Genomic DNA, 13,285 nt, shown 5'->3' with positions numbered 1-13,285 from the left:
CAGCCTGCCCGGCACGCCATTCCGGACGCGCTGGCGCGCCTGCAGGCAGCGCTGCGCGGTCTGCACCTGGCTGCTGGACGCCCGAAGCCGGGGGCGATCCGCAAGGCGTCGCACAACGTGCTGACCGCCCAGGCGATCAGCGAGATCCTCGGCGGCGTGATGGTCCCCGGCTGGGAGCAGACGTCAGCGCTGGTCACCGCTCTGGGGGGCTGGCCTGCAGATGTTCGGCCGCTGTGGGAAGCCGTCCACTACACGTTCCTGCTCTGTCTGGACCCCGAAGAGGGGCCCCGGCAGCTCCCTGCCCAACGTATTGAGTCCACCTGACGCTGTCCACGCCCGAAGGAGGAGGTGCCATGTTCGTGTCCTCGCAACGCTGCAGCCACCTGCCGGTGCGGGCGTCCTGTCCCCGGCAAGCCCCCGAGGAAGTCCCGCAACCGGCGATCGAACTGGTCTTGCCGCTGGAGTACACAGCGTTCTGCCTGCTTCATCAGGAGAGCTACCTGCGTTACACGCGAGAGCGGGTGCAGGATGCGTGGATGAGCCAGCAGGTCGTCCAGGCGGCCTTAGGTAATCTCGCCACGATCTGGCCATCGGTCATCAGCAGTCCCTGTCCGGCGGCCGTGGCGTGGAGGCTACTGGACGCCTTGATCTCCTCGGCTCTGCGAGGCCGCAAGGCATCGGCTGCGCGGTCGGTGGACAGGGTGCATCAGGTTCTGCCTCCCGCGCAGGCCGATGTGGTCATCTTGCGCTGCCGGCTCCGCCTGAGCGACGACCAAGCCGCCGAGTTGATGGGGATTGAGCCGCCGGCGGTCGCCTCCCAGTTGCGGATGGCTCAGCGGGTGCTGCCCGGCGAGCTGACAGCGGCTCCCACCGGGCCTGCGGGGGCGCAGCCGGCGGCGGGACGCGTGCGCCGGTGACAGCTGTCCACCGTGTCCTTGCTGTAGCGCACTTCTGACCGCTGGTGAGTGATTCTGCGGAGAACCATCACAGTTGGGCGTGGCCTTCCTACCATGGGGTGCCTGCAGCACGGAGCGTGCTGCGGGTGCCAGGACGGGGTGGGGTGCCGCATTGGACCGCGGACGAGTGCCGCAGTGGGACGTCCTCGACGTCGCACTGCCGAATCTTGCGCGGATGAACAACTACCTGCTGGGCGGGAAGGATCACTATGCCGCCGACCGTGCGGCGTGCGAGCAGCTCTTGCAGATCACTCCTTCCGCGCAGGCTGTAGCCGTGGCTGCACACCGGTTTCTGCTCAGGGTGACCAGCTATCTGGCGCGGGAGCACGGAGTGCGCCAGTTTGTGGTCTTCGGTACAGGGCTGCCCACACGCCTGGGGGTGCATCAGATCGCTCAGGGCATCGATGCACGCTCACGCGTCATCTATGCCGACGACGACTCGTTGGCGCTCGTGCACTGCCGGGCGTTGTGGGAGGACCGGCGGCGCACTCTGGTGAGGCGTGCCAGTCCGCTGCAGGCGGGGTATCTGCTGGTCCAGCCGGAAGTGCGCAGGCTGATCGACATCAGGCGGCCGGTGGCAGCGATGTTCGTGTCCCTGCTGCACACGATCGCGGAACCGGACGACCCGGCTTGGGTTCTGGAGCAGGCGGCCCGAATGTTAGCGCCGGGAAGTTTCATCGTCGCCAGCCAGCTGGTCAGTGAGGATGCCCACGTTCGCCGGCTGGCTGACGCCGTTCTGCGTCGAGCAGCTGGGGGGCAGTGGGGGCAGGTTCGGCGACGCGAGGAGATCGCGTCGTTTTTCGGCGCTCTGCCTCTTCTCGCTCCGGGTCTGGTCGATATCTCCCAGTGGCGGCCGGGTAGCGACCGCGTGGCCGCAGCCGGCGGTCTGGCATGGGCGGAGTACGGCGCAGTAGCCGCGGTGCGCTGACTCTGTGGTGGGCTGCTCGGCTGTTCCCGATCGTCAGACGACGGCTTGCCAAGTGGGTGTCGGAAGGGTGCACGTCCCTCCGCAATCAGGTGCCGCCGCGTTGGAGACGATCGTCGCATTCGGCTTCGGAGCTGGCCCCGTGGGCGATGGGGGCAGCGTGGACGACTGCGATGTGGCCGTGTCTTCATCCCGCGTGGTCGGCCGCGATGAGTCCCGGACACAGTGGTGTGGGACTGCGGAGTTGGGCGGCGACGCGGCCTCGGTGGCAGCCTGACAGGACAGTTCGCCGTTGACCACCGGCGATGGCCCCGGCCGCCGGGGTGACGCACGAACTTCAGATGAGGTGGCTGAGGGTCTGCTCAAGCAGATTGATGCTGTCCTGTGGTGAAAGTGCGGCGTGGGACAGGCCATCCAGAACGCTGCGGTAGTGCTGGGTCTCCTCAGGCTTGTCAAGGTATTCAGCATCACGCAGTTGCTCAAGGTAGACAATATCGGGCAGAGCGGGGAGATCGAAACGCAAGTGGGTTATGGGAAACCCGCCTGCGATGCAGCCCGGGCGGTTGAACGGGGCGATCTGCACCGTGATGTGGTCGAGCTGTGACATTTCGATCAGGTGGATCAGCTGATCACGCATGACCTGGCTGCCGCCCATGGGTCGGCGCAGCACGGCTTCGTCGAGGACGGCCCATAGGTGGGGTGCGTCGTGGCGGGCGAGGAGGCTCTGGCGGATCTTGCGCAGCTGCACACGGTCGTCGACTTCGTCCTGCATGGCCAGTGGGTAGGCCTGGCGCACGACTGCTTCTGTGTAGGCGGCCGTCTGCAGTAGCCCTGGCACTAGTTGCACCTCGTAGGTGCGGATTGCGGAGGCCGCTTCTTGCAGGCCGATCAGCTTGCCGGCCCAGTCCGGCAGGACTCCGTCGAAGCGGTGCCACCAGCCGGGCTGGCGGGCGATGCGCACCATCTCTGCGAAGTGCTCGAGGAGTTGCGGATCGGTGACGCCATAGTAGCTGAGCAGGTCCATCACATCGCTGTGTTTGCACGTGACCTGCGCGCGTTCCATGCGGGAGATCTTGGCTTCCGAGCCGCGGATGAAGCGGCCGGCCGCCTCCGCGTGGATCCCGGCTTCCTTGCGCAGGGTGCGCAGGAGATGCCCCAGCACTAGGCGTACTGCTATCGGGCTGCGCGCGGAGACGGCGAGGTAGTACTCGAGCGTTGCTACGTCGATCGGGCGGAGCGTGGGCATGGGGTCTCCTGTGAAGGGCTGACGACGAGCGTCAGTTTCGCAGGATGCCGCCCAAGAAGGACGTCAATTGGGCTGTTCCTGGCTGGCGTTACTTGGCGATCAGGTCGAACTCGCCGTCCTTCACCCCCGCGATGAAGGCCGCGATCTCGGCCTGTGTGTACACCAGCGCGGGGCCGTGCGGGTCTCGTGAGTTGCGCACTGCGACGTCACCTCCGGCCAGTAAGGCAACCTCGACGCAGTTGCCGTCCGCTGTGCTGTGGCGGCTCTTCAGCCACGTCACGTCGTGCAGCAGGCCCGCCGAGACACCATTGACAATGTGCATCATGTTCGCCTTCTTTCAAATCTGTCTGGCTTTCTCTCATTTCCGGTCACGGCATTTCCGCTTGTCAGGTACAAGCGTTCCCCAGCCTTCACGTTCGGATGCAAGTCACCGATGCAATTGCATCCAGGCCGGGGTGAGGCGGATACTAACCAGCCGGGGCATCGTTCCGCGGCCCCTGAACTGGACGTCTTTCGGGGGGATGAACAGTGACAGCACACGTGGCAGCAGCACTGATCGGCACGACAGGAATCGAAAAGACGATCGCATCCTCGGAGCGATCGTCTGTCGGGGATGCCTCCCTGACATCACCAGACACCCTGGACTGGGGACTTGCTCTGGGAATCAGCACGGCCGACTTCGCCGCCCGCGCCTTCACCTCCGATCCGGGAAGTCTGAAAAGCGTCCGCCGCTTCATCCACGAGACCACCAGCGCCTGGGGGCTGCTGACACTCGCCGACGACCTGACCACCGTGGTCAACGAGCTCGCCACCAACGCTGTGCAGCATGCATTGGCCGGACCCGGTGAAGCACACGCGAGGGCATGGCTTGGCATTGCCCACACCGGTAACACCGTCGTGTGTGCCGTAGCCGATCCCAGCTCCGCTCCCCCATCGCCCCTCGACCCGGTGTATTTGGCGGACCGAGGCCGGGGGCTGTTCGTCGTGGCGGCCCTCGCCGATCAATGGGGCTATGCCACGACCGCCGGCGGAAAGACCGTCTGGGCCCGCATCACCGCACCGCGACGCTGACCTTTCAAGAGCCATGGATCAAGTACGGCATCGCGGCGTGCGAGACTGATGTCCTTCGCATGGTCTCGGGGCCGGGCAGATCTACCGGCGGCCTCTGTCGGCGTGTCGTAAGCAATCGTGCCGACGGTCAGCGCCAGGGCGATGTGGAGCAAGAGCTTGAGTGTCGGATCAAGGACCGTCTTCATCGGCTCCAGACAGTGGCGATAGGGATCTGTTGGTCAGGCCACGCGCTTGAGCCGGCTGGAGCGGGCGCGTGCGGACAGTCCCAGGAGGTCGTGCAGCGCAGCTCCGGTCTCGGCCCAGCGCCGCAACTTCTCTCGGTCGATCCAGTGGACGCCATGGCGATCGCCCCATGCCATGGCGTCGCGGGTGAAGGTGCCGTTGGTGACGACGACAGCGTGGTCGGCTTTGTGGGCCGGGCCGGCTGTTCCATTCACCGCGTACATCACCGATGACCCGACCTTTCCGCCGACGCGGGTGTGCTTGGCCTGTACGACGATCCGACCGCGTTGAGCGTGTTCACCGATGACGTCAGCCGCCTGATCGCCGCCGCCCCCGACCCTTCTAGCCGACCAGCCGTCACGGACGAGCAGATCCCGCAGGGTGTTCTCGAAGCTCTGGTCGTCCATGGCGTCGAACTCGGCGAGGGTGACACGGAGGGTGGCCAGCCGCTCTCTATCCCGGCGCCGCGTCGCGGCCGCCTGTCTGATCCGCCAAGCGCCGACGACGCCTGCAAGGACGGCGAGGGTCGGCAGTACTGGCCAGGCGCTTTTCACTATGTCAACGGCCGCGGCAGCCGTCCGGGCAACCAGGACGACCACGGCCAGCGCGACGACAACTGCCGAGCCCGTCTCGGCGGCACCACGCGGGCGGCGCAGCCGCACTCCCTGCCGTCCCATCAGTGGTCGGCCGCTGCGGAGGACGCCGGCTTCGGATCTGCTGGAGGGGTTGAAGGCGTCGCCTCTCCGAAGCCGAATAACTGTCCCCACAACCAGACACCTGCCACTACGCCGGCGATCATCCAGCCGCTCATCCGCTTCGCGCTGCGCGGCTTCGGGTTGCGGCGGATGTGTGCGCGAACGTGGTGGAACCCTTCTGGTGCGTTCGGCATGCTTTCCTCCCGTCAGCGGGCCGCAGGGCACGGCCCCCAGCAATGGGTGTAGCAGCGGGTACTGACAAGCACTGGCGGATCAGCGCGGCATCGGGCCGGACCGCGGTGTCATCGCGCCACGAGTGTCGTCCAGTGGTGAGACCACGGCGCTCATGGCAACTGACCTCGTTGAACGCGCTTCGTTAGCTCCCTCGCGGCCTCTGCTGCCGCCCGCCAGGTCTCAGAAGGTGCCGCCTCGGGCATCTGTGATCTGCGGATTCGTCTCCAGTCACCCTTGGCAGACCGCGAGTAGGGATTGGCGAAAAGCAGTCGGAGTGCACGAGGGGCAGGGAACTTCGAACCGGCCAGGGCCTCCAAGACATTGGGGTATGGGTCTTGTGTTCTGCTTCCTGGTCCGCTGTCCACGGCGTCGTCGGGTGCGTGTTTCTACAAGTAGCCTCCCGGCGCGCTGGGCTGGCTGCGGATGCTCGAGTCGAGGTAGCTGAGAATCATGCGGACGGTGTCGCGGCTGAACCAGGAGGCAGTGGGCTGTTCTTGAAGTGCTTCCTGGATATGGAAGGTGATCTTGGCCCAGTTGCGGAAGTTGCCGTGGCACACGACGTCGTTGACCCAGAGCAGGTCGGGGGGTGCGACGTCTTTCCACAGGGCGTGGTAGCCGGGGAGGATCGCAAGGATCTCGTCGGGGGTGAGCGGCTGGTACTGCTGGAAGAGGGCGATCCGGGAGAACAGGGCGGGTCGGCTGCGGATGCGCTGGAGGCAGTTCTCCCCGCCGACGAAGACTAGGGTGAGCTGGGTGTTCTTGTCGTCCCACAGGGCGCGCAGGTAGTCCAGGGCTTGTTTGGACAGTCCTTGTGCTTCGTCGCAGACCAGCACGCGGTGCTGGGTGGCCAGGGCCTTCCTGAGTGCAGGATCGCAGTCGTCGACCTGGGCTGGTGGTTCGCCGGGCAGGTCCAGCGCGCGGAACAGGGCAGAGCACAGTGCGGTGAGGGTGGCGCCCTTGCGGCATTCGAGCCAGAGCGTCTTGTCCGGGGCGAGGTCCCGCAGGTTGGTGTTGACGGCGAGGGTCTTGCCCAGGCCGACGTCGCCGTGGATGCAGACCATGGCGCGGGCCTTGATGGCTGTTCTCAGGTGCCGCTGGGTCAGCCGGGAGGCAATAGTGGGCATCAGGCGGGCGCCGGTCAGACCGAGGTAGTGGCCACTGGGCGGGACGGTGGTGTCAATCAGGGGCATCCGGCATCTCCTCGGTGTGGGTGGAGGGGGTAGGGGGCGGGTGCCAGGAGGGTGAGGGGTCGGGCAGCGTCGGGAGGACGGGGTGGGAGTCGTCGTCCGCAGGGGTGGGCTGGGGTGCGGTGTCGTTGCCGGAGGGCTGCCATGAGGCGGAGGGCTCGGGCAGAGGGGCGAGGTCGGGGCGGGCTTCGCGGGCGGCTTCCTCGTGCCGGTGGCCGTCGAGCAGTTCCTCGGCCTGTTGCTGGGTGAGGTCGCTGACGGGTCGGGGGTTGGTGGGGACGGTGTCGGCTTCGAAACGTTCCCGGCGCTGGCGTTCGGCTTTGTGCAGGGCGGTGCGCAGGCGGCTGGCTTCGCGGGCGGCGGCGCGCCGCACTTCGCGTCGTTGTTCGTCGGTGGCGGCGTTCTGCAGGGTGGCCGGGCCCAGGTAGGTGCCGTCTTTGGCGTCGTAGAGCTCGACGTGGCGGTAGTGGTGGGGCATGTAGCGCAGCAGGACCTTGTCGCCTTTGCGGCCCTGCATGTAGGGGGCGATGTAGTGGCGTTTGCCCCAGTGGACACCGTTTTGGTTGATGGTCAGCGGCTGGCCGTGCAGTTCGAGGGTGTATGTGTGCAGTTCGGCGGGGTCGACGTCGTAGATGGGGGTGAGGTCGTCGTGCCAGAGCTGGTTGGGGGTGCGCTGCTGTTTGGCCAGGATGTGGTCGTAGTTCCACTCGCGGACCCATTCGACAACCTTGCGTACGAAGGCCTGGTAGGTCAGGAGTTCTTCGTCGGGGTCGATGCGGGTGCGGCGGCTGGTGCGGGGGGCTTCGGTGTATCCGGGGAGGCCGGCGAAGAGCGTCTGCTTGATTGCTTCGTTGACGGCCTCGACCGTGCCTTTGAGCCAGGGGTGGTATGGGGGCAGATCGATGCGGCGGACGCCGAAGACACCTAGGGCTGCTTCCACGCTGGCGCACAGGAAGTCTTTGCCGCCGTCGACGCGGACCAGGCCGGGAACGCCGCCGAAGGGGCCGAATTCCCCGCCGCGTTGCAGGGCGGCGCGGGCGGCAATGAGGACGTTTTCGCGGCTGGGGAATTGGGCGGAGACGCTCAGGCCGCAGATGGCGTCGGTGGCGCAGTCCACGAACCAGGTGATCCAGGGCTTGCGGCGGTGGCCGCTGACGTTGACCCAGAGGCTGGCTTCGACGTGGTCGGCCTCCCATGCCTCGTTGCGGTGTCCGGGCGGCCGCTCGAGGTAGACGTCGAAGGTGCGGCGTGCGTGCTCCCCGCCCCGCAGCCCGGCGAGGAAACCGGGACTGTAGTGCGTGGTCACGGCGCGGTGGAACGTGGCGTAGGAGATGGGCGGGCTGCCGAGGCGGCCCTCCTTTTCCAGTTCGCGGTAGGCGGCGGCGACGTTGCCGCACCAGCGGGCGACGGCATCGCGCATGGGCTGGGTGAGGGTGAAGCGGGGCCGGCGGTGGGGGGTGTAGCGGCCGTCGTGGGTGCGGGCGTTGTCCATCCAGCGCCGTACTGTGCGGGGGTGGACTTCGAAGGCCTCGGCGACTGTGCGGATGTGGTCGGTGTGGAGGCTGTTGTGCTGGGCGAGGAACATCAGGCGCCGGACGGCTTCCCGGCGCACGCCGTCCTGGCGTGGTTGTGGCGAGGCAGTCATGGGCGGGTGGTCATTCGGGATTGTGTGGGCGGCTGGGTGGTTAGGCGGGGGCGAGGCTGAGCAGGCCGGCGCCGTAAGCCTGGGCGCGGCCGATGCCGCGGCAGACGGCCCCGGCAAGGAGCCGGGCGTCGGTGATGCGGGCGTACCCGTCAAACTGGTTCAGGTGGTGGTTGAGGCCTGGCGTGCGGGTGGACCGTGGGGGGCGTTCGAAGGTGCGCGGGGTGAGGGTGGCCTCTTCGAGGGCGAGGCCGGCGGCGGTGGCGCGGCGCTGCCACCAGGCCAGGGCTTCGTTGCCGTGGAGGGCGGTGGGGGTGCCGCGCCTGCGGAGGAGGGTGCCGTCGGGGCGTGTGCCGTAGGGCGTGGCGGGGATGTGGCGGACCGGGGCGGCGGTGATGCGGTAGCGCACGCGCAGGCCCGGTTGCAGGGCGCCCAGCATGGGGGTGAGGTCGCGGGTTTCGGTTGTGCCGTAGTGGGCGGGCAGTCCGGCGAGGTTGGGGGGTTGGGTGGTTTGGATGAGCAGGGTGGGCTGGCGGGCGTCCGCTTCGAGGCGGAAGAGGAGGCCGGCGTCGAGGCGCGGGTGAGGGCTGGGCGTGCCGGGGGTAAGGCGCATGAGGGTTTTGTGGAGTTGGACGCGGTCGGCCAGGTCTCGGCGCACGGCTCGGCTGGCGGGGTTGAGGCGGATGCGGGTGAGCGTGGCGGTGGGGGTCATGACTACTCCGGGTGCATGTAGGTCATGTAGGTGGCGAGCGTGTCCAGGGGGCGAGGGCCGGCGTAGAGGGTGGCGGGCAGGTGGCGGGTGGTGCGCCACAGGCTGCGCAGGTGGTGGCGGCGCTGGCCTGTGGTGAAGTCCTGTGGTTGGTCGCACAGTTCGTAGTGCGCGGTGACGGCGGCTGGGTCGGGTGGGGGGTGTTCGAGGATGAAGTCGACGGCGACGGTGTCAGCGCCGGGGCGGGGCGGGCGGGCGAGGCTGAGTGGGACGCGGTGGTGGAGTTCGTCGACCGGGTCGGGGACGGCGGTGGCCAGGACGAGGGGTTCGGTGGGGATGCAGGCGCGTCGGCCGAGGTAAGGGGCGTAGCGGGGGTGCTCGAGGTGGTGGGCGATGGTTTGGAGCAGGGGGGTGGGGCCGGTGACGGCGACGGTGAAGACGGCGTCGGCGAGGTAGTGGCGGCGGGAGACGAGAGTGGATTCGGCTTCGGGGCGACGGTTGCCGTTGCTGGTGTGCAGCTGCTGGTCGCGGGGGTATCCGCCGCCGACGGTGTGGAAGTCGGTGTGGGGGGTGCCGGGCCGGTCGACACGCACGGTGAAGATCAGGTCCTGATAGGAAGGTTGTCCGGGCAGGTCGGTGAACGGGGCGAGGGCGTGGGAGCGTTGGCGTCCGGCGCACGCGGCGAACATGCCGATCAGGGCGGAACGGGTGGGGTGTGCGGTGGTGTCGCGGTCGTGGAATGCGGCGCTGGTGCCGTAGGAGGCGAGCGGGCCGGCCAGGCGCAGCAGCATGCCGCTCACGCCGCGGCCGCGGGGTGTCGGTGAACGGTGTTCATTGCTGCGTCGATCAGGTCGTCGAAGCTGTCTCGGCGGGTGCCGAGGTTCGCAGCGTCGCCGGGCTGGGCGGTGGCGTAGCCGTGGCCGATGAGGTTGGCCTCGCCGATCAGCCGGTTCAGGATGCCGGCGTGGGCGTCGAGGGCGTGGTAGCTGGGGGCGAGGTAGCCGCCGTGGGGGGCAGCTTTGACGGGCTGTTCGAAGGCCCCGGCGTAGGTGACGGGGCGGCGGTCGCGTACGGCGTAGGCGACCAGGTCGGGCACGGTGTGCGGGGCGGTGGAGGTCTTCTTGGCCGGTGGCACGGTCATGATGAAGGCGCGGATGAACAGGCCCAGCAGGCGCAGGGCTTGGTCCTGGTCGCCGTCGAGGTTGCGGGTCAGGTCGGTGAGGTTGACGGTGGTGAACCGGTAGAAGACACCGGTGGTGAGGAAGGCGGTGTCCAGGTGGGCGCTGCCGTGGTCACCTGGGGCCGGCCAGTCCTCGACGGCAGTGAAGAAGTCGGGTTGCAGGTCGCTGCTGTGGGTGGTGAAGGCGGGTGCGGTCTGGACGGCTGAGGTGACGTCGGCGTCGTTGAGGCCGGCAAGCATGCGGCCGAAGAGGCTGATGGTGGCGGTGCGGCGGGTCAGGCAGGAAGCCACGTTCTCGGCGGGCAGGACCGCGGGCGGCGGTTTTCTGGTCGAGCTCTTGTTTTGGTCCTGGGGCTTGTTCTGGGCGGCCAGGAGCTGGGCCAGGCCTTTTTCCAGGGCGGCGCGGTGGCTGGTGCACAGGGCGGTGAGGTCGTCGACGATGGAGTTGGCGGCGACCAGGAGCATGGCCTGGGTGCGGTGGCCTTCTTTCGGGTTGGTGTCCAGGCCTTTGGGCGTGGCGGAGCGGGCGATCTGTCCGGCGGCGAAGTGGGCCAGGTCCTCGGGCCACCCGGCCGCGCGCAGTGCCTGCGCGACGCGGGGCGGGAGCATGCGGGTGCGGGCGGACGGTTCGCCGAGTTCGGCTTCGAGCTCCAGGCGCCAGTTCCGTCTCTGGTTCTGTGAGCTGACCGTGGCGCGCAGGGCGTTGCCGATGGTCAGGGTCTTGGGTTCGTTGTATTCGCCCCGGTTCAGGCAGGAGGGCGCGTAGTGCTGGAGGGCGTGCAGGTCGAGGTAGCTGTTGTGCATCACGGCTCCATGAGAGTGTCGGGGAGGAGGCGGTAGAAGGCGTGGCGCCAGCGGCTGGTGACCTGTGCGCGGGCCCAGGTCCATTGGGCGAGGTCGCCTAGCAGCACAGCGAAGTCCGGCTCGGCGTCGAGTTTCAGCAGGTGTCCGATGAGGTGGGGCAGGCGGCGGTGGAGCTGGTCGGTGGAGAGGAAGCCCAGGATGCGTAGGTCGTTGTCCAGGCCGGAGGCGGCATGCGGGTGGGTGGTGGCGGCTTGGGCGAGGGTGAGGCCGAGGTTGGGACGCCGTTCCCAGGCGAGCGCCTCGCGGGTGGTGGTGTCGTCGACTTCGTCCGGGACGCCCAGCGGGGTCGGGGGTGTCCAGTCCGGTACGGGGCGGTGCATGGCGATCAGGGAGGCGATCGTGTAGTGGGCACGCTGTGCGCCGAAACGGCTGGAGTGTTTGATGAGGTATCTGTCCATATCCGGGCATTGGTCGACGGGGCGGCCGCGGCCGTCTTCCAGCAGGTGGCGGATACGCGGGGTGCGGCACAGGTCGCGGACATGGGTGACGAAGGCGTCGTAGTGCCGGCGGCGATCGTCAAGAGTGGGAGTGGGCACGGGGATCCCCTGTCGGCTGTCGTCGGGTGTCGCTAGGGGGCCGCGCCCGCGATCCGCAGCGCGTGCACGGCGCAGGCCAGGGCGGGGCCGGCGGCGCGGAAGTGGTTCACGGCCGGGCCGGTGGCCTGCTGCAGGGCGCGGATGGCTTCGGCGGCGAACACCCCGTGTGCGGGCCGGTCATCGTGGATCAGCTGCCAGAAGGCGCGTTCGGCCCGCGGCCAGTAGGCGGCCAGGGCCTGGCGCGGCCATAGGCTGCTGCCCGTTTGGCGGCGGCCGGGCCGCGCGGTGCGGTTGGTGGTCTCCTTCCAGGCACGGTCGGTCGCCTTGTGCAGGGCTGCGGCCAGGCTTTCGGCGGCGGCGCGGCACTCCGCGAGCCGGGTCGCCTTGGCCGCATCGTGTTCCTGGGCCCACAACCAGATGTTCGGGGTGAGTGCGGTGTACCAGATCCGGTTGTTGACTTTGCCGTCCTGGTCGAAGCCACATACCCACACGCGCAGCTGGGCGCGGACCGGCGCCGGGAGGCTGTTGAGGGTGGTGAACGCCTCGGGTCGGCATCCGGGCCGGTGTTCGTCGCCGGCGAGCAGCAGGGCGTCCAGCTCCCGCCACACGGCGCGGTCGGCGTTCGCGCGGCGCGGGCTGCGGCGGCGGTCGGCCGGCGCCTTGGGGTCGAGGTCGTAGACGAGGTAGGGGTCGGTGGCCTCCAGGGCGGGGTGCCGGGTGGCCCAGGTCAGATAGGCGTCGGTGACGAGCTCGCCGTCGGTGTCGGGGACCAGCAGCGCCGCGTGCACGGAGCGGCCGGTCAGCAGCCGGCCAGGCCAGGTCATGTCGGGCAGCACGTGCACCGGGTCCGGTGCCTGGGGCTGTTCCCAGGGGCAGGCGTCGGCTTCTCGGTCCTGGCCTTCGCCGCGGTAGGGCACCAGGTGCAGCAGCAGGGTCTCGTACAGGGTGCGGCCGCGAGGGTGGAAGGAGACGGTTGAACGTAGCGGGCCGGCCTGCATCTGACCGCTGCTGAGCAGGCCGACTTGCCGGGGTGTGCACCGTCCCGAGGGCCCGTAGTAGTGGTAGGCGAGCAGGTTCCACAGCGCTTCTCGTGCAGGCAGGGGCTGGGGGTGGGTGTCGGTGTGACTGCCGTTGAACCAGGCCAGGTTGTTCCCGGCCGGGCGGCCGTAGACGAGGGCGTTGATTCCGCTGCGTTTGGAGCACTGCGTGGCCAGCGCTGGGTCCTGCCACCACGGGTGGAGGGGATGGAACAGGTCGAAGTCGTAGGTGTCGAAGTAGGCGTGTACCGCAACGGGTTCGAAGCCGTCCGTGCGTGTCAGCAGTTTCGTGCGGTGCTCCAGCCAGTCCTGGATCGGCAGATCGGGGTCGTCGAGGCCGGTGACGCGGGCGCAGATCGCCGCGAGGACCCGGTAGAGGGCGGACTGGGCGGGCGGCAGCGGCAGGGCCAGGTCGTCGATGCGGTGAGCGTTGACTAGCAGTGTGCGCAGACCGGTGTAGTTGGTGCGGGTGCCGCAACGCACCGGAATGCAGGGGCGGAGGTCGATGGGATAACTCGGCGGCATAACGAACGTGCCCTTCTCGCTCGTATGGCCCAGCAGACAGGGGCAGGCCAGAGACCGGTAGGGGCGAACAGGGCTGGTTGGAGAGGAATCGGCGTCCGGGCGCAGCACCCTCAGGCCGGTTGGCCGGGGTGCGCGGCAGAAGAAGCGGACGGCGTTGCGGAGACAGCGGATGGCGTACGGATCGTGACGGGCGATACGCACCGTCACCTGGATCAAGGAAAGCATTCTCAGTGGGCACCCGTACAGTCCCTGCGAA

14 protein-coding genes (1 of these 14 only partly in view) are annotated in these 13,285 nt (G+C 68.4%); 4 read left to right on the top strand and 10 right to left on the bottom strand.

What is annotated here, in order from left to right:
* The 3 genes from ACZ42A_RS38535 to ACZ42A_RS38525 all read left to right on the top strand — a co-directional run.
* Positions 1 to 324, top strand: partial view of a helix-turn-helix domain-containing protein gene (locus ACZ42A_RS38535; protein WP_468532041.1) — the 3' portion only. 753 nt of this gene lie to the left of the window's left edge; only the last 324 of its 1,077 coding nucleotides appear in the window; its start codon lies beyond the left edge, outside the window; its stop codon occupies positions 322 to 324.
* A gap of 29 nt (positions 325 to 353) precedes the next feature.
* Complete coding sequence (locus ACZ42A_RS38530; protein WP_468532040.1) at positions 354 to 917, top strand: sigma factor-like helix-turn-helix DNA-binding protein; 564 nt, start codon at positions 354 to 356, stop codon at positions 915 to 917.
* 79 nt (positions 918 to 996) lie between these two features.
* A complete protein-coding gene (locus ACZ42A_RS38525; protein ID WP_468532043.1) occupies positions 997 to 1,884 on the top strand; it encodes an SAM-dependent methyltransferase in 888 nt (295 codons plus the stop codon).
* A 334-nt stretch (positions 1,885 to 2,218) separates the two neighbouring features.
* On the opposite strand, the gene ACZ42A_RS38520 is transcribed toward ACZ42A_RS38525, so the two are convergent.
* Positions 2,219 to 3,127, bottom strand: coding sequence for a helix-turn-helix domain-containing protein (locus ACZ42A_RS38520; protein WP_468532039.1), 909 nt, complete (start codon positions 3,125 to 3,127; stop codon positions 2,219 to 2,221).
* 88 nt (positions 3,128 to 3,215) lie between these two features.
* On the bottom strand, positions 3,216 to 3,452 hold the full coding sequence (locus ACZ42A_RS38515) for a DUF397 domain-containing protein (protein WP_468532038.1): 237 nt from the start codon (positions 3,450 to 3,452) through the stop codon (positions 3,216 to 3,218).
* A 215-nt stretch (positions 3,453 to 3,667) separates the two neighbouring features.
* On the opposite strand from ACZ42A_RS38515, the gene ACZ42A_RS38510 reads away from it, so the two are divergent.
* Complete coding sequence (locus ACZ42A_RS38510; RefSeq protein WP_468532037.1) at positions 3,668 to 4,198, top strand: ATP-binding protein; 531 nt, start codon at positions 3,668 to 3,670, stop codon at positions 4,196 to 4,198.
* A 218-nt stretch (positions 4,199 to 4,416) separates the two neighbouring features.
* Here ACZ42A_RS38510 and ACZ42A_RS38505 read toward each other — a convergent pair whose 3' ends face one another.
* From ACZ42A_RS38505 to casA, 8 genes are all read right to left on the bottom strand, one after another.
* A complete protein-coding gene (locus tag ACZ42A_RS38505) occupies positions 4,417 to 5,097 on the bottom strand; it encodes a restriction endonuclease (RefSeq protein ID WP_468532036.1) in 681 nt (226 codons plus the stop codon).
* Positions 5,098 to 5,735: 638 nt separating this feature from the next.
* On the bottom strand, positions 5,736 to 6,539 hold the full coding sequence (locus ACZ42A_RS38500) for an AAA family ATPase (RefSeq protein WP_468532035.1): 804 nt from the start codon (positions 6,537 to 6,539) through the stop codon (positions 5,736 to 5,738).
* Positions 6,526 to 8,181 (bottom strand): transposase, encoded by a 1,656-nt coding sequence (locus tag ACZ42A_RS38495; protein WP_468532034.1) that lies wholly within the window; start codon positions 8,179 to 8,181, stop codon positions 6,526 to 6,528. The genes ACZ42A_RS38500 and ACZ42A_RS38495 overlap by 14 nt, the downstream gene beginning before the upstream one ends.
* A 40-nt stretch (positions 8,182 to 8,221) precedes the next feature.
* Positions 8,222 to 8,890 carry a type I-E CRISPR-associated protein Cas6/Cse3/CasE gene (cas6e, locus tag ACZ42A_RS38490; protein ID WP_468532033.1) on the bottom strand — a complete coding sequence of 223 codons (669 nt, stop codon included), beginning with the start codon at positions 8,888 to 8,890 and terminating at the stop codon, positions 8,222 to 8,224.
* A 2-nt stretch (positions 8,891 to 8,892) separates the two neighbouring features.
* On the bottom strand, positions 8,893 to 9,678 hold the full coding sequence (gene cas5e, locus ACZ42A_RS38485) for a type I-E CRISPR-associated protein Cas5/CasD (RefSeq protein ID WP_468532042.1): 786 nt from the start codon (positions 9,676 to 9,678) through the stop codon (positions 8,893 to 8,895).
* 5 nt (positions 9,679 to 9,683) lie between these two features.
* The gene (gene cas7e / locus ACZ42A_RS38480) at positions 9,684 to 10,871 is read right to left on the bottom strand and encodes a type I-E CRISPR-associated protein Cas7/Cse4/CasC (protein ID WP_468532032.1); all 1,188 of its coding nucleotides are present in this window, start codon (positions 10,869 to 10,871) and stop codon (positions 9,684 to 9,686) included.
* Positions 10,871 to 11,467 carry a type I-E CRISPR-associated protein Cse2/CasB gene (gene casB, locus ACZ42A_RS38475; protein WP_468532031.1) on the bottom strand — a complete coding sequence of 199 codons (597 nt, stop codon included), beginning with the start codon at positions 11,465 to 11,467 and terminating at the stop codon, positions 10,871 to 10,873. Before casB ends, cas7e begins: the two co-directional genes overlap by 1 nt.
* A 32-nt stretch (positions 11,468 to 11,499) precedes the next feature.
* The gene (gene casA, locus ACZ42A_RS38470) at positions 11,500 to 13,029 is read right to left on the bottom strand and encodes a type I-E CRISPR-associated protein Cse1/CasA (protein WP_468532030.1); all 1,530 of its coding nucleotides are present in this window, start codon (positions 13,027 to 13,029) and stop codon (positions 11,500 to 11,502) included.
* Between the last annotated feature and the right edge of the window lie 256 nt (positions 13,030 to 13,285).

It is taken from the genome of Streptomyces sp. NPDC030838 (genome assembly GCF_055572035.1).
This window is presented reverse-complemented; position numbering and strand designations above follow the sequence as displayed.